Annotated in this window: 13 protein-coding genes; 6 read left to right on the forward strand and 7 right to left on the reverse strand. The window is 71.8% G+C overall.

Features of this window, described 5'->3' with window-relative positions:
• Window positions 1-2 precede the first annotated feature (2 nt).
• Window positions 3-686: a hypothetical protein gene (locus IEX69_RS09125; protein ID WP_085020703.1), complete on the forward strand. Its 684-nt coding sequence runs from the start codon at window positions 3-5 to the stop codon at window positions 684-686.
• A 135-nt stretch (window positions 687-821) separates the two neighbouring features.
• Window positions 822-3,491 carry an ATP-dependent Clp protease ATP-binding subunit gene (locus IEX69_RS09130; RefSeq protein ID WP_085020704.1) on the forward strand — a complete coding sequence of 890 codons (2,670 nt, stop codon included), beginning with the start codon at window positions 822-824 and terminating at the stop codon, window positions 3,489-3,491.
• Window positions 3,492-3,590: 99 nt separating this feature from the next.
• On the opposite strand, the gene IEX69_RS09135 is transcribed toward IEX69_RS09130, so the two are convergent.
• Genes IEX69_RS09135 through IEX69_RS09145 form a run of 3 tightly spaced genes read right to left on the reverse strand, consistent with a single transcriptional unit; the run spans window position 3,591 to window position 5,196 of the window.
• Entirely contained in the window at window positions 3,591-4,046 is a 456-nt protein-coding gene (locus IEX69_RS09135) for a hypothetical protein (RefSeq protein ID WP_085020705.1), read from the reverse strand.
• Window positions 4,046-4,570 (reverse strand): DUF2510 domain-containing protein, encoded by a 525-nt coding sequence (locus tag IEX69_RS09140; protein ID WP_174604509.1) that lies wholly within the window; start codon window positions 4,568-4,570, stop codon window positions 4,046-4,048. Before IEX69_RS09140 ends, IEX69_RS09135 begins: the two co-directional genes overlap by 1 nt.
• Window positions 4,571-4,620: 50 nt before the next feature.
• Window positions 4,621-5,196, reverse strand: a complete 576-nt coding sequence (locus IEX69_RS09145) for a CGNR zinc finger domain-containing protein (RefSeq protein ID WP_085020707.1) — start codon at window positions 5,194-5,196, stop codon at window positions 4,621-4,623.
• Between the two features lie 63 nt (window positions 5,197-5,259).
• Between IEX69_RS09145 and IEX69_RS21090 the strand changes: the two genes are divergently transcribed.
• Window positions 5,260-7,017, forward strand: coding sequence for an MFS transporter (locus IEX69_RS21090; protein WP_157127285.1), 1,758 nt, complete (start codon window positions 5,260-5,262; stop codon window positions 7,015-7,017).
• A gap of 352 nt (window positions 7,018-7,369) precedes the next feature.
• Here IEX69_RS21090 and IEX69_RS09155 read toward each other — a convergent pair whose 3' ends face one another.
• The gene (locus tag IEX69_RS09155; protein ID WP_217348626.1) at window positions 7,370-8,365 is read right to left on the reverse strand and encodes an acetylxylan esterase; all 996 of its coding nucleotides are present in this window, start codon (window positions 8,363-8,365) and stop codon (window positions 7,370-7,372) included.
• A gap of 174 nt (window positions 8,366-8,539) precedes the next feature.
• On the opposite strand from IEX69_RS09155, the gene IEX69_RS09160 reads away from it, so the two are divergent.
• Window positions 8,540-8,836 carry a DUF503 domain-containing protein gene (locus tag IEX69_RS09160; RefSeq protein ID WP_085020710.1) on the forward strand — a complete coding sequence of 99 codons (297 nt, stop codon included), beginning with the start codon at window positions 8,540-8,542 and terminating at the stop codon, window positions 8,834-8,836.
• A 78-nt stretch (window positions 8,837-8,914) separates the two neighbouring features.
• The gene (locus IEX69_RS09165; protein ID WP_085020711.1) at window positions 8,915-10,762 is read left to right on the forward strand and encodes a S8 family serine peptidase; all 1,848 of its coding nucleotides are present in this window, start codon (window positions 8,915-8,917) and stop codon (window positions 10,760-10,762) included.
• 478 nt (window positions 10,763-11,240) lie between these two features.
• On the opposite strand, the gene IEX69_RS09170 is transcribed toward IEX69_RS09165, so the two are convergent.
• Window positions 11,241-11,747 carry a MarR family winged helix-turn-helix transcriptional regulator gene (locus tag IEX69_RS09170; RefSeq protein ID WP_085020712.1) on the reverse strand — a complete coding sequence of 169 codons (507 nt, stop codon included), beginning with the start codon at window positions 11,745-11,747 and terminating at the stop codon, window positions 11,241-11,243.
• 130 nt (window positions 11,748-11,877) lie between these two features.
• On the opposite strand from IEX69_RS09170, the gene IEX69_RS09175 reads away from it, so the two are divergent.
• Window positions 11,878-12,777, forward strand: coding sequence for an NADP-dependent oxidoreductase (locus IEX69_RS09175; RefSeq protein ID WP_085020713.1), 900 nt, complete (start codon window positions 11,878-11,880; stop codon window positions 12,775-12,777).
• Window positions 12,778-12,861: 84 nt separating this feature from the next.
• On the opposite strand, the gene IEX69_RS09180 is transcribed toward IEX69_RS09175, so the two are convergent.
• Window positions 12,862-13,611 (reverse strand): carboxymuconolactone decarboxylase family protein, encoded by a 750-nt coding sequence (locus IEX69_RS09180; RefSeq protein WP_085020714.1) that lies wholly within the window; start codon window positions 13,609-13,611, stop codon window positions 12,862-12,864.
• Window positions 13,612-13,711: 100 nt separating this feature from the next.
• Window positions 13,712-14,419 (reverse strand): GntR family transcriptional regulator, encoded by a 708-nt coding sequence (locus tag IEX69_RS09185; RefSeq protein WP_085020715.1) that lies wholly within the window; start codon window positions 14,417-14,419, stop codon window positions 13,712-13,714.
• Window positions 14,420-14,467: the final 48 nt, after the last annotated feature.

Consider the following 14,467-nt stretch of genomic DNA (forward strand, 5'->3'; position numbering starts at 1 on the left):
CCGTGGCTGAACTCCAACAGAGCCAGCGAGTGGCCTTCGTTGTCGAAGCGGATGCCGCAGGGAGTCTGCTCAGGGATGCCAGGTACCTGATTTCGAGGATGCGCTATGCCGTCAACGATGTCCACTCCGTCCTGGCAGTAGGTTCGATCGGAGTCGAAAAGTTGCTCAAGCTCAGTCTCGGCGCTGCCCGTCTGCGGGATGGTAGCCCCTGGCCACAGTTGTCTGAGCTGAAGAAGGTCGGTCATGGCGTCGAAGCCCTCGACCAGACAGTGCGCGCAGAGCTCGAGGCCGGAATAGTCGACGCAACCCGGCCTCATCAGATACGCGATGCCCTCAATGAGCTTGATGCCGATTCGACCTGGCCCAGGATGGTCGCCGCTTTCGACAACTATGGGCGCTCCGGTCGCTTTCATTTCCTCAACTGGCTCGCTGACGGACCCGATTCCGCATCCTCGCCGTTCGGGGAATGGCAGGACCTCGAAACGCACGTCGCCCACGAGCGTCCAGAACTCGCTCTCGCCTGGCGGTCAGCCGACGCCAGCGATCGGGCCGAGGCCCGGTCGACGACGAACGAGATCGCGCTGAGATCACTCGCGACGTGGCAAGCGGCGCTCTATGCGGGCTGGCGGAACGGCGCGTTCGGGGATCTGGCTCAGCAGTCTTCCTCGGCGATCAAGCCTGAATAGCGGTCTCGATCCCGTAAGAGTTGACGGGTCGAATCCTCCTCACATCACTCGCGGTCCAAGGCCCCCGGGAATAGTGGCCGCCCCCGCGTGTTGTACTTGAGCGTAAGGCACTCAAGTTTCAACGCAGGAGGACACGTGCCCGAGAACTTCGGACCCGAAGAGGGCGGCAGCAACTCGTTCGACGAGTTCCTGGCCCGCTACCTCGAGGGCGAGCGCGCCGCGCGATCGCAGCAGCGCTCCATCGACATCAGCCGCTACATGACGCGGCGCACCCAGGAGCTTCTGGCCAAGGCCGGCCGCTTCGCGCTCGAGCAGGGACAGAACGAGCTCGACGCGCTCCACATCCTTCGGACCATCGTCACCGAGCAGCCGGCGAGCGACGCCGTGCAGCGCCTCGGCGTCGACCCGAAGGCGATCGCCCGCGCGGCCGACGAGCGGCTGCCGCAGTCCCAGGCGGGAACCAGCACGACCAACGCGCCCGCGATCACCCCGTCCGCTCAGCGCGCGCTGTTCCACGCCTACCAGGTGGCGCGCGCGTCCGGATCGACGTACATCGACCCCGAGCACCTCTTCTTCGCGCTCGTGATCAACCAGGACTCGCCCGCCGGGCAGGTCCTCGAGAACGCGGGCGTCACCCCCGAGGCCCTCACCTCCGGGATGCGCGAGGCACAGAACCAGCAAGGACAGCAGACGAACACCCAGACCAGCACCCAGCAGGGCACGGACCAGGAGTCCGACACCCCGATGCTCGACCAGTTCGGCACCGACCTCACCGAGATGGCCCGCGAGGGCGACCTCGACCCCGTGATCGGGCGGCTGGACGAGATCGAGCAGACCGTCGAGATCCTCTCGCGCCGCACGAAGAACAACCCCGTCCTCGTAGGCGAGGCGGGCGTGGGCAAGACCGCGATCGTCGAGGGGCTCGCCCGCGCGATCATCGAGGGCGGTGTGCCCGAGCAGCTGCAGGACAAGCGCGTGATCGCGCTCGACCTGCCCGCGATGCTCGCCGGCACGCGCTTCCGCGGTGACTTCGAGGAGCGCCTCACCAAGCTCATGGACGAGATCAGCGCCCACAAGAGCGAGCTGATCGTGTTCATCGACGAGATCCACACCGTGGTCGGGGCCGGAGGGTCCGGATCCGGTGAGGGCATGGATGCGGGGAACATCCTGAAGCCCCGCCTCGCGCGCGGTGAGCTGCACCTCGTCGGTGCGACCACGCTCAAGGAGTACCGCCAGATCGAGAAGGACCCGGCCCTCGAGCGCCGATTCCAGCCCGTGACGGTGCCCGAGCCGTCGATCGAGGACTCCGTCCTCATCCTCACCGGACTGCGCCCCGCGTACGAGGAGCACCACGGCGTCACCTACACCGACGCCGCGATCCGCTCCGCCGTCGAGCTCTCGCATCGGTACGTGACCGACCGCTTCCTGCCCGACAAGGCCATCGACCTCATCGACCAGGCCGGCGCCCGGCTTCGCCTGAAGCTCGGCAAGCGGGCCGAGGAGATCGACACGTCGTCGTTCTTCGCTCAGCTCGCGACCCTCGAGGCGGAGAAGAACTCCGCCGTGGCGGCCGAGCACTACGAGGAGGCGTCGCGCATCCGTGACGAGATCGAGGACGTGCAGCAGCAGCTCAACGACGCCGTCGCGCGCCGCGCCGCTGCCGCAGCCCGCGAGGGCGGTTCCGCCGGCGACCCGATCGTCGACGAGGCCGAGATTGCGGCGGTCATCTCGCGTGCGACCGGCATCCCGGCCTCGCGCCTCGGTGACGCGGACCGCGAGCGCCTCGCCGTGCTCGAGACCGAGCTGCACGAGCGCGTGATCGGACAGGACGACGCCGTGGCCGCCGTGGCCAAGGCCGTGCGCCGCAACCGCACGGGCATGGGCGACGCCGCGCGTCCGGTGGGCTCGTTCCTCTTCCTCGGCCCGACCGGCGTCGGCAAGACGGAGCTGGCGAAGTCGCTCGCGGAGTCGCTGTTCGGCGACGCCTCGGCGATGGTCCGCTTCGACATGTCGGAGTTCGGCGAGCGCCACACCGTCTCGCGGCTGATCGGCGCCCCTCCCGGATACGTCGGCTACGACGAGGCCGGGCAGCTCACCGAGCGCGTGCGCCGCAACCCGTACACCGTGATCCTGCTCGACGAGATCGAGAAGGCCCACCCGGATGTGTTCAACCTGCTCCTGCAGGTGCTCGACGACGGGCGCCTGACGGATGGCCAGGGCCGCACGGTCGACTTCCGCAACGCCGTCATCATCATGACGTCGAACCTCGGATCCGAGTTCCTGGCCTCGCGGTCGGGCGCCATGGGGTTCGTGGCGACTCAGCCGGGTGACACGACGGGCTTCGGCTCGGAGAAGGCGCTGCGCGACCGCGTGATGGGCAAGCTGCGTGAGGCGATGCGTCCCGAGTTCCTCAACCGGATCGACGAGATCGTGCTGTTCCGCAAGCTCGACCAGGCGCAGCTGCGCCAGATCGTGTCGCTGCTGCTCGGCTACACGTCGGCTCGGCTGGCGGTGCGCTCGATCACCGTGTCGGTGACTCCGGCGGCTGTGGACTGGCTGGCGGACGCGGGCTACGAGCCCGAGTTCGGCGCCCGTCCCCTGCGCCGGGTGATCCAGCGCAACGTCGACGACGCGATCGCCGACCTCCTCGTCTCCGGTGAGCTGACGGATGGGGGCCACGTCACGATCGACGCGACCTCCGGCCTCAGCGCCGCGGGCGGGACGCTGTCGGTGCGCTCCGACGCTCCCGCCGATGCTGGGGACGGCGCGGGCGCTGCGGACGCGGAGCTCCCCGCGGCTGCGTAAGCGGGCGGGCTCCGTACAGGGGCGGGTGGCTTCGGCCATCCGCCCCTTCGTCATGTGCGGCCGGCAGCGCGCCCCGGAAGTCCAGGAGAGGCTTCCGATTCAGGGCACGTCAGCGATGGGCAGCTCCGACACCAGAGGCGCGGGCCGCACGACAGCGGCGGAGAGACCCGATACGAGGCCGGCCCCGACAGTCGACGTGATCACCAAGACCCATGCCCCGCCCACACCGACGAGAGCCGCGCCGAGGAGGACCGACGCTCCGGCAGCAAGGCCGCAGACGGCGCCGGCCCACAGCGCGCGCACCGACCGTCGGCCGGGCCTCCCGCCGAAGCACGCCACGACGAGCCATCCGCCGAGGAGGACGCCCACGAGCTCGACGACCGCGAGCGTCCCGCTCAGCATGATGGCGAATCCCCAGAAGCTGAAGCTTCCGCCGGTCCCGATCAGCATCACGACCTGCGACACGAGGAACGCCAGGCCGGCAGTCACGAACGCGCTCACGATCACGAAGGGGAACCCGAGCCGCCCGTCCCACGGCTTGCGCACGTCGCCCATCAGATCGCCGGGATGAGGACCAGGGCGATCACGAGGACGCTGACCAGCCCGAACAAGCTTCCGACGACCGTGCCGTAGATGGCCGCGCCGAGTCCGCCGAGCCTCGAGGCCCTCCTGATGCCCCGTGCACCACAGATCACCGCCACGATGTCGAGCAGCAAGCCCACCACGAAGCAGCTGAGCAGGCCCCCGCCGGTGCTCGGGGTGACCGCACCTGCAAAGCCGAGGAGCGCGGCCACGACGAACGAGAGGATGCCGAGCAGGACTCCCGCGAATCCCGTCCATTTGGCGATGCGCGCATCCCGGTTCATCGCCGGCCGCATGGCGCGCGTGTATCCGGGGATGCCCATGTCGAGCGCACCGTTCGGGTTGCGGGCGTAGAGGTCGCTCCACTCGGTACCCGTCCACCAGCGGTCGCGCCCGCTCCCCAGGGGCTCGGGATACCAGCCCGGCGGAGGCAGAGGAACCGGCTCCGCCTGCCACGCGTCCTGGGCCTGCCACGTCCGCCCGTTGAAGTCCGTCATCTGCATCCCCTCCGCGTGAAGGCTACCGGCGAATCGGATGACCACGTCGCTCAGGATGCGGCGGGGCTCACGCCGCTGCGGGCGGCGGCGCGGTGGCGGGACTGCTTCGCGCGATTGCCGCAGACGGCCATCGAGCACCACTGGCCCGTGCGGGAGCGGGAGTGGTCGTAGAACGCCCACCGGCACGTGTCGTTCGTGCAGGCCTTGAGGCGCGAGAACGAGCCGTCCGCGAGCGCGGCGGCGACGGCGGCGAGCACCCGGGCGGTCACCGCATCCAGGCCCTCGGATGCCCCCTCGAGCCTCAGGCCCGACGCACCGAACCGCGGAACGACGCCGGCACGGCGAGCCGCAGCGGTGAGCGCGTCCGCCGTGGACTGCGGGAGGGGTGCGCGGTCGTGGTTCGCGAGCAGGGCGTCGCGGAGGGACTCGCGCAGCTCTCGTGCCGCGGCGAGGTCGTCTGCGGAGGGGGTCGTCCCCGCATCCACACCGACGTCGCCCGCCCAGTCGGCCCAGGCGGAGGCGTCGCGGAGGCGGTCGACGTCGTCCTCGATGTCCCAGGTGTTCACGAAGGCGCGGACGAACTCGAGCTCTCCGGGAGCGTGCGGCGCGACCACGTCGGATGACACGACTCCATCTCAGCACATAACCACCATTGGCGAAACGGCGGTGTCGCAGTAACCTGCATCAGCATGACGACAGTTACCAGCGCGTGGCGGTCGAAGGCCTTCCGACGGGTGTGGTCGGCGGGAGCGGTCTCAGGGCTCGGTGCGGAGATCGGGGAGCTCGCGGTGCCGGTGCTCGCGCTCGTGACGCTGGGTGCGTCCGCTACGGAACTCTCGTTCGTCCGGGCGGCGCTGCTCGTGCCGTACCTGCTGCTGACGCTGTGGCTGGGGGTCGTCGTCGACCGGCGGCGTCGACGCCCGCTGCTCGTGATCGCGGATCTCGGACGAGGCATCCTGCTCGGCGTCGTCTGCACACTCGCGCTGCTCGGATGGCTGACCGTGCCGCTGCTCATCGCCGCGGCCGCCGCGCTCGGGTCGCTCACCGTGCTCTACACGCTCGCAGAGTTCTCCTTCGTGCCCCTCGTCGTCGAGGAGGAGCAGCTCACCGACGCGAACGCGCGCATCACCGCCGCGCAGTCCGCGATCGGCGTGGCCGGCGCGGGGGCGGGCGGGGCGCTCGTGCAGGTGTTGACGGCGCCGTTCGCCCTCGTCGCGAACGCGGTGGGGTACCTCGCGTCGGGGGTGCTCATCGCGTCGGTGCGGGTGGAGGAGCCGCTGCCCTCGCGCGGGCCCGCGGGCGGCGGCGCGCGTCTGCGTCGAACGGCGAGGATGCGCCCTTCCCGCGGTGAAGGGAGGGCGCGTTCTCGCCGTTCGGCGCAGAACGCTGACGGGCAAGGGGCGGGGGCGGGGGCCGAGCGCACATCAGCGGCGCTGGAGGCGCCCGCGGCGACCGCGCCCGAGCGTGCATCGGCGGCGCGGGCGGCGCCCGCGGCGACCGCGCCCCAGCGCGCAACGGCGGCGGTGCAGGCGCCCGCGGCGACCGCGCCCGGGTGCGCATCGGCGGTGCGGGCGGCGGGCGCGGCGCCCAAGCCCCAGCGCGCAACGGCGGCGGTGGAGGCACCCCCGGCGACCGCGCCCGAGCGTGCATCGGCGGTCCGAGAGGCGGGGGCGGGCGTGGCGGTGATCCTGCGGCATCGGGTGCTGCGGGCGCTGGTGGGCGAGGCGACGCTGTGGAACCTCGGCAACGAGGTGTTCATGCTCGCGCTCTCGCTCCTCGTGCTGCGGACGCTGGGTCTCGGGCCGGGCGTCCTCGGGCTCGTGCTCATGGCCGGGGGCGCGGGTGCGTTCGCCGGCGCCGCGCTCAGCCGGCGGCTCACGGCGCGCTTCGGATACGGGCGGTCGCTCATCGGGTCGATGCTCGCCGGGAACGCGGCGCCGCTCGTCGCCATCGCGGGGACGTGCGCGATCGTCGTCGCCGCGCTCGGCGCGGGTGCCCTCGCCTGGCCTGGCGCATCCGGGGTCGATGCGAGCGGGGCGGATGCGGCCGGTCGCGTCCTGAACGCGCTCCCCGCGGCCGGCATCACCTCGGTCGTGGTGGTGCTGACGGCGGGCATGCTCGTGTCGGGCATCGGATGCGGGGTCGCCAACTCCCAGGCGGTGAGCCTCCGCCAGCTCGCGGTCGTCCCCGAACTGCGCGGACGCGCCAACGCCGCCTACCGCCTCGTCTCCTGGGGTGCGCTCTCGATCGGCGCGTTGGCCGGCGGCGGGCTCGTCGTCCTCGTGGGCGAGTGGGTCGCGGCGCTCGTCGGCACCGCGCTCATGGCGATGGCGACCCTGCCCGTGGCCCTCTCCCCCGTCCGCCGGATGCGCGCGATCGAAGAGCTGCGCCCGGCCACCGCGCCCGGTTCACCCGTGCTTCCGCCGTCCGCGTCCGCGCGGATGTGACACTCCTGGTGGCCTCTCGCACCGCGAAGCCACCAGGACTGCCATATCCGCTGTGGGTGGCCCCTGAGCCGGTCGTCGCGCGTCCGCCCTCGCGCCCGGGCCACTAAGGCGCCCGCGGATCTGACAGTCGTGGCGGTCTCACCCGCCGCGAAGCCACCACGAGTGTCAGATCCGGAGGAGGTGGCTCGGGGCGGGGGTGCCGCGCATGCGCCGTGGCGAACAGGGCCGCGAAAGAAGGGCCACGGATCTGACACTCCTGGTGGGCTCCCGCGCTGCGAAGCCACCACAAGTGTCAGATCCGCGGTGGGTGGCTCGGGATGGATTCTGAGCGATCCCGGCCTCAGGCGAGCCCTCAGGCGGGGCCGGCGGCGAGGCGGGCGCGGAGGAAGGCGAGCACCTCGGCCTCCTCGTCGGCCTGCCCCGACTCGTGGCCGTTGTACGGCCACACGCGCATCTCCTTCTCGCCCGCGTAGCGGTGGAAGGCGCCGAAGACGGTCGACGGAGGCGTCACCGGATCCATCAGCGCCGCCGAGAAGCGGGCGGGCGCCGACGCGCGCGACGAGAACGACACCGCATCGTGGTACGACAGCGTCCGCAGCACCTGCTCCGCCTTCTCGCGGTGCACCGCGAGGTACTCGGTGAGCTCGTGGTACGGGCGCGCATCCGTGATCGCAATCGCCCGGGGGTAGTCCGAGAGGAACGGCACGTTCGCGGCGACCGCCGCGAGGTCGTCGCGCAGGCCCGCGACCGCGAGCGCCAGACCCCCGCCCTGGCTCGTGCCCAGGACGGCGATCCGCGACTCGTCCACGACGTCGAGCGTGCGGATGGCGTCGATCGCCCGCACCGCGTCCGTCACGAGACGCCGGTAGTAGTAGTCCTCGGGCGCGTCGATGCCGCGCGTCATCACGCCCGCGATCTGCGGTCCGGATGCGGCGGGTCCCGGGTCGTCGCCCGTCGCGCCCGCAGACCAGGCCGCTCCCTGGCCGCGGGTGTCCATCTGCAGGTGCACGAACCCGGCGGAGGCCCAGAGGAGGTTCTCCCACGCGCGGCCGCGGCCGCCGCCGTAGCCGATGTACTGCACGATCGCGGGCAGCGGTCCACCGGCTCCGGCGGGCACACGCAGCCAGCCCTTGATCGGCTGCCCGGCGAAGCCCGGGAACGTCACGTCGTAGAGCTCGATCGACGCCAGATCCGGCTCGACCCGCACCAGCTCGATCGAGATCGGCGCCGCGGCGCGGGACTCGGTGAGGGTGTCGGCCCAGAAGGCGTCGAAGTCGTCGGGAGTGGTCTGCGCGCTGCGGTACTGCCACAGCTGCTCGAGGGGGAGATCGGTCAGCACGTCCCCCATCCTGGCAGGCCGCGCGCCCGCGGGGCGGGATCCGATCGGGGTCGATCACGCGGCGTCACCCTCGGGTTCCTCCGCGACGCACGACGGTCGTCGGGCCGCGGGTCGTCGGGCCGTGGGTCGTGAAACCGCGGATCGTCGGGCCGTGGACCGTCGGGCCGTGAGAGGATGCGCGGCATGTGGATCGGATGGCTGGAGGCCGACCTCCTGCTCGGTGACGTGCACTCGCTCAAGGAGAAACGCGGCTACGTCCGCCCGCTCGTCGCCGAGCTGGGGCGGCGGTTCAGCATCGCGGTGGCCGAGGTGGATCATCTCGACCTCCACCGGCGCACGGGCGTCGGGGTGAGCTGCGTGGCGGCGGATGCACGGCACGTGCGCGAGGTGATCGACGGCGTCGAGCGCTTCCTCGCCGAGCGTCCGGAGTTCGAGCTGCTCTCCGTCCGCACCGGCCTGGTGTCGAGCACCGACGACTGAGCACGGGAGCAGTTCTGCTCCCCTCGGCGGCGCGATGTCCTCGCTCACCGATACGGTGAGGGCGTCGAGAGGGGCAGGATGGCGCAGCGGACGAGGTTCGTCGTGATGGGGGCGCTGGCAGCGGCGTGCGTGCTCGGCACGGCCGTGCCCGCGAACGCCGAGAACGTGCCCCCGGAGTGGTCGCAGGCGGAGATCGCGGCGCCCGGCGACGCCTCCGGTGTCGGCGTGGGCCGGGCGGACGCGACGGAGCCCGCGTCCGACGCGGCCGCGCCGTCCGCATCCGATGCAGCGCCCGCGGCCGATGCGGGGTCCGCTTCCGCCTGCAGCCCCTCCATCGCGAGCGCGGCGCTCGGAGCCGACGAGGCACGCACGATGTTCGGGGTCGACGGGACGGGTGTGAAGGTGGGGATCATCTCCAACTCGTTCGACACCGGTGTGGAGCCCACCGCATCCGATGACGCCGTGAGCGGAGCGCTCCCGGGCCCGGGCAACCCCTGCGGGTACACGACGCCGGTGACCGTGGTGCTCGAGTCGGAGCGTCCGCAGGACGACGAGGGCCGCGCCATGGCGCAGGTGGTGCACGGCATCGCGCCGGGGGCGGCGCTCTACTTCGCCGCGTCCGGGGCCAGCGGCAGCGCGGGCATCGCCCACGCGATCGAGCTGCTCGTGGCGCAGGGCGTCGACGTCATCGTCGACGACATCCAGGGCGAGGACGAACGTGTGCTGCAGCGCAGCGCCGCCGGGGCGGCCATCCAGGCCGCGGTCGATGCCGGGGTCGCGTACGTCACCGCATCCGGCAACTGGACCGTGCTCGGCGCCGAGGGCTATCCGAGCGCCGGATATCCGATCGGCGGATGGTCGGCGCCGCGCTACGAGCCCACCGCCTGCAGCGACGCCGTCGCGGCGCTCTACCCGGGCCAGGACGTCGACTGCCTCGACTTCGACCCGGGATCGGCGGGCGACCCGACGATGCGCGTCACCCTGCCCGCGAACGGCGCCATGGCGGGCCAGCTCGGCTGGGCGGAACCGGACGGCGCCGTCGTCACTCACCTCGACTACGTCCTCGCGTTCGCCGACGGGACCACGCGAGTCGTGCCCGCCCCAGACGCGAGCTCCGCGTTCATCGCCGCGGGGCTGTACAACCCTGACGAGGATGCCGCGGCCGACGTCGAGGTGAGCATCGTGCGCACCAACCCCGACACGGCCGGCACGCCCGCCGTCCAGTGGGTGCTGCAGAAGCTGCTCATCCCGGGCGGCAGCGCGCGGATGCTGCTCGACCTCGAGCACTTCCGCTCCGGCGGAGACGTGTCGATCGGCGCGTCGATGCTCGGGCACAGCGCCGAGCCGTCCGCCATCCGCGTCGCCGCCGTCGACAGCACGTCGCTGCAGCTCGAGACCTTCTCCTCGGGTGGACCGGCGCTGACCGCGCTCGGCGTGTCGGAGCCGATCACCGTCCCTGGCCCGACGGTCGCCGGGGCGGACGCGATCCCGATCTCGTTCGTCCTCGGCAGCGGCGCGGTGTTCCGCGGCACGTCCGCCGCCGCGCCCTCGATCGCGGGTGCGCTCGCGCTCGCGCTGCAGCACGCGCCCGGTACCGGGGTGGCCGACCTCACCGCGGCGCTGACCGCATCCGCCCGCCCCGACGGATACACGAGCACGCTGCCGGCCGACGTCGACCGCGCCCGCTTCGCCGGGGCGGGCCTGGCGGATGCGACCGCGCTGCTCGGCGCGCTCGGCCCTGCGCCGTCGCCCGCTCCGGTGCCGGTCCCGGTGCCCGCGCCATCGCCCGATGCCGCGGGCGTGCGCCCGGCCGCCCTCGCGGCCACGGGCGCCGGTGGCTCGGCGCCGTACGGGCTCCTCGCGGTGGTGCTGCTCGGCGCGGGCGTGCTCGCGCTCCGCCCCCTCCGCCGCGCCCGGGCCCGCTGACGCTCCGCGCGCGTTCGCGGCGGGGGCCCGCGCGCCGAGGCGGGCGAGCGCGGGCACGCCGCCCGCTGGAGCGAGTGGATCTGACACTCGTGGCGGCCTTACGCGCGGGGAAGTCACCACGACTGCCAGTTCCGGCCTGCGATGGACTACGCCCGGCACTCCGACCTGGGCTGACCGAGCCCGGATCTGACACTCGTGGCGGCCTTACGCTGACGGAAGTCACCGGGAGTGTCAGATCCGGCCGATGAGGACCATCGGCTTCGGCCAGCCCGTCGACCTGGATCGAGTCCGCGATGAACGTCGGCTCGGAGGAACCCCAGGGACGCGGACGGAACTGACACTCGTGGCGGCCTCACGCGCGCGGACGTCACCACGAGTGTCAGATCCGACGTGGGAATGACGCTGGCCAGCGCGAGGAAGAGGCCGCGCGCGAGCGCGCGAGCGCACCGCGCCGCACCGCGCACCGCGCCCCGGGGGGTCAGGAGCGACGGCGGCGGGGGGCGGCGGAGCGCGGGGGCGCGGCGCGGATGTGGTCGCGCACGGGGCCGAGGAGCGTGCCGAGCGTGACGGCGCCCTCGTGGCCGAGGGGCTCGAGGAGGAGCCGGTCGACCACCTCGATGTGACCCGGGAAGACGGCGGCGAGCCGCTCGCGTCCGGCGGGCGTGATCGTGACGGTGACGCCGCGCTCGTCCTCGGGCGACGGCGCGCGTGTCACGAGGCCGGCGGCCTCGAGCACGCCGGCCTGGTGCGTGAGGCCGCTGCGGCTGTAGACGACGCCGTCGGCGAGCTCGGTCATGCGCCGACTGCCGTCGGGTGAGTCGCCGAGCGTGGCGAGCAGCTGGAACTGCACGTAGCTCAGGTCTCCCGCCTGCCGGAGCTGCTGCTCGACCGCGTGCCGGATGAGGGCGGTCACCTCGATCAGCGTGAGGTAGGCGCCCAGCTCGACGGCGTCGAGGACGCGGGGGCTGTCGTCGTCGGAGGTCATGCATCCGATCTTACGTGCTTTGATCTCGAACTACTTGCTTCGATGTCAAAGCAGTGCTAAGGTCATCTCATTGCTTCGAACTCGAAGCACGAAGACCACCATCGAAGACCACACGAGAGCGAGTACGACCATGAAGGCAGTGCGTTTCCACGAGTTCGGCGCCCCCGAGGTCCTGCAGTACGAGGACGTCGAGCAGCCCACCCCCGGCGACGGAGAGACCCTGGTGGCGGTGACCGCATCCGCGTTCAACCCCGCCGACAACTCCATCCGCGCCGGGAACCTGCGGGCGATCCCGATCGCCCTCCCCCACACCCCCGGCTACGACGTCGCCGGCACCGTCGACGGTCGGCCCGTCGTCGGCTTCCTCCCCATGGACAAGGACGGAGCCGCGGCGGAGTACGTCGTGGCTCCCACCTCCGCCCTGGTCGACGCGCCCCGCAGCATCGACCTCGCCGACGCGGCGGGCCTGCCCTCGGTCGCGCTCACCGCCTACCAGGGCCTCGTCGACCACGCCGGGCTCACCGCCGGCCAGCGCATCCTCATCACGGGCGCCGGCGGAACCGTCGGACACTACGCGGTCCAGCTCGCCGCCCAGGCGGGCGCGCACGTCATCGCGACCGCGAGCCCGTCGAGCCGCGACGCGGTCGCCGCCGCGGGCGCGGCCGAGGTGATCGACCACACCTCGACGGATGTGGTGGCCGCCGTCGGCGAGCAGGTCGACGTCGTCTACAACCTCGCCCCGTCCACCCCGGAGGAGATGACCGCCTACCTCGGGCTGGTGCGCGACGGCGGGGTCATCGTCACGACGACCGCGTGGCTGCCCGCCCCCTCCGACGAAGCGCGCGGCGTCCGCGGCATCACCGAGTTCGTCCGCCCGGATGCGGCGCAGCTCACCGCGCTCGTCGAGCTCCTCGACGCGGGCGAGCTGACCCTTGCGCCCACCCGCCGCGTGGCGCTCGCCGACCTCGCGTCGGTGCACGCCGAGGCCGCCGCGGGTACCCTCCGCGGCAAGGTCGTCGTCCTCCCCTGACGAGACCCGCGGATATGACACTCGTGGCGACCTGCTCCCCAGCCAGGTCGCCACGAGTGTCACATCCGCGAGAAGGGAGCGCTGCTACTCGCCGGCCTCCTCCAGGAGGATGGGGGCGGCCGTCGTGACGGCGTGGATGCCGATGACGGAGGCGATCTCCATCACCTCGAGGATCTCCTGCGGGGTGGCCCCGTAGCCGATCGCGTTCTCGATGTGCAGCTTCAGCCCCTTCACGTAGAGGTGCGTGGCGGCGGTGTCGAACGCGATGTAGATGAACTCCCGCACCTTGGGCGAGAGGGTGCCCGTCCGCCACGGGACCGACGAGAAGTCGGTGTACGTGGCGAAGATCTCGGGGTCGAGCTCGAGCATCTCGTCCCAGAACGCGTGCCAGTACCCGCGGCTGCGGGTGAACTCGGCCTTCACCTCCTCCTGGTAGGCGGTGAGCTCGGCCGGGCCGGTGCGCAGGCCCTTCTCCTCGAGCACCTCCACGAGGATCGGCACACCGATGTTCATCGCGTGGATGCCGAGCGTGGCGGTGCACTCGAGCACCTCCATGATCTCCTGCTTCGTCGCGCCCAGCGCGAGCGCCGCCTTGATGTGCTGGCGGATGCCGGGCTCGTAGAGGTGCGTCGCGGCGGCGTCGATCGCGATGTACATGAACTCCTTGGTCTTCGCGTCCAGGTGGTTCTTGCGCCAGGGCACCGCCGAGAACTCGAGGTACGCCTTGAGGAATCCCGGGTCGAGCTTGAGGATCGCCTCCCACGAGTCGCCCCAGGTGCCGCGCACCGCGATGAACTCGTCCTTCAGTTGCTGCTGTTCGGCAGTGAGTGCCATGTCATCTCCTTCGTTGAATGGACCGGATGGAGACGACCGGATGACCGGGCTGGAACGAGACGGAACCCGAACGCAGACGCGACGCGGACAGGTGGGGGGACTACTCCCCCTCCGACTCCCGCAGGCTGTGCAGCGCCGTGACCGACGCCTTCCGCACGTGCTCGGCGCAGAGGCGCGAGGCGAGCTCCGCGTCGCGCGCCGCGATCGCGGCCACGACAGCGCGCAGCTCGCGCACCACCTCGAGCGCACGGCCGGCCTCTGAGAGGGAGGTCGCCCGCAGCACCTGCACCCGCGCTTGGATGCCCTCGAGCAGCTGCTGCAGCGCAGCGCTCCTGGCCCCGCGGATGAGCACGGCGTAGAAGCGGTCCTTGGCCTGCAGGATCTCGCGGATGTCGTGCGAGTTGTCGCTGACGACGGCGAGGTCCTCGACGGTCCGGCGGAGGTCGTCGACCTCGTCGTCGGTGGCGCGCTCCACGAACCGCTGGACCACCAGCGACTCGAGCGAGGCGCGCACCTCGTACAGGTCGACCGCATCCGCCAGGGACGGTGCGCTCACCATCGCCCCGCGCTGCGGCACCACGGTGACGAGCCCTTCGCTCGTCAGCTCGCGGAGGGCTTCGCGGATCGTGGTGCGCGAGACGCCGAGCTGCTCGATGAGCTCCCGCTCCACCAGGCGCTGGCCCGGCTTCAGCTGGAAGTCGAGGATCGCCTGCCGCAGCGCGGCGATCACCTGCTCACGCAGCGGCGCGGAGACCCGGCCCATGGGGCCGACGGTCCACGACTCTGCGAGCGAGTTCGTCGGAGTCATCTCACCTACCCGTCTACACGTTTCGTTCTACGGTCATACGATCGTCAA

It is taken from the genome of Cnuibacter physcomitrellae, assembly GCF_014640535.1.
Lineage (GTDB): Bacteria > Actinomycetota > Actinomycetes > Actinomycetales > Microbacteriaceae > Cnuibacter > Cnuibacter physcomitrellae.

Excerpts from the sequence above, each read along its gene's own strand:
- IEX69_RS09140 (WP_174604509.1), bottom strand. The coding sequence starts at position 4,570 with ATGACGGACTTCAACGGGCGGACGTGGCAGGCCCAGGACGCGTGGCAG.
- IEX69_RS09165 (WP_085020711.1), top strand. The coding sequence starts at position 8,915 with ATGGCGCAGCGGACGAGGTTCGTCGTGATGGGGGCGCTGGCAGCGGCG.
- IEX69_RS09160 (WP_085020710.1), top strand. The coding sequence starts at position 8,540 with ATGTGGATCGGATGGCTGGAGGCCGACCTCCTGCTCGGTGACGTGCAC.
- IEX69_RS09175 (WP_085020713.1), top strand. The coding sequence starts at position 11,878 with ATGAAGGCAGTGCGTTTCCACGAGTTCGGCGCCCCCGAGGTCCTGCAG.
- IEX69_RS09180 (WP_085020714.1), bottom strand. The coding sequence starts at position 13,611 with ATGGCACTCACTGCCGAACAGCAGCAACTGAAGGACGAGTTCATCGCG.
- IEX69_RS09155 (WP_217348626.1), bottom strand. The coding sequence starts at position 8,365 with ATGGGGGACGTGCTGACCGATCTCCCCCTCGAGCAGCTGTGGCAGTAC.
- IEX69_RS09170 (WP_085020712.1), bottom strand. The coding sequence starts at position 11,747 with ATGACCTCCGACGACGACAGCCCCCGCGTCCTCGACGCCGTCGAGCTG.
- IEX69_RS09135 (WP_085020705.1), bottom strand. The coding sequence starts at position 4,046 with ATGGGCGACGTGCGCAAGCCGTGGGACGGGCGGCTCGGGTTCCCCTTC.
- IEX69_RS09185 (WP_085020715.1), bottom strand. The coding sequence starts at position 14,419 with ATGACTCCGACGAACTCGCTCGCAGAGTCGTGGACCGTCGGCCCCATG.
- IEX69_RS21090 (WP_157127285.1), top strand. The coding sequence starts at position 5,260 with ATGACGACAGTTACCAGCGCGTGGCGGTCGAAGGCCTTCCGACGGGTG.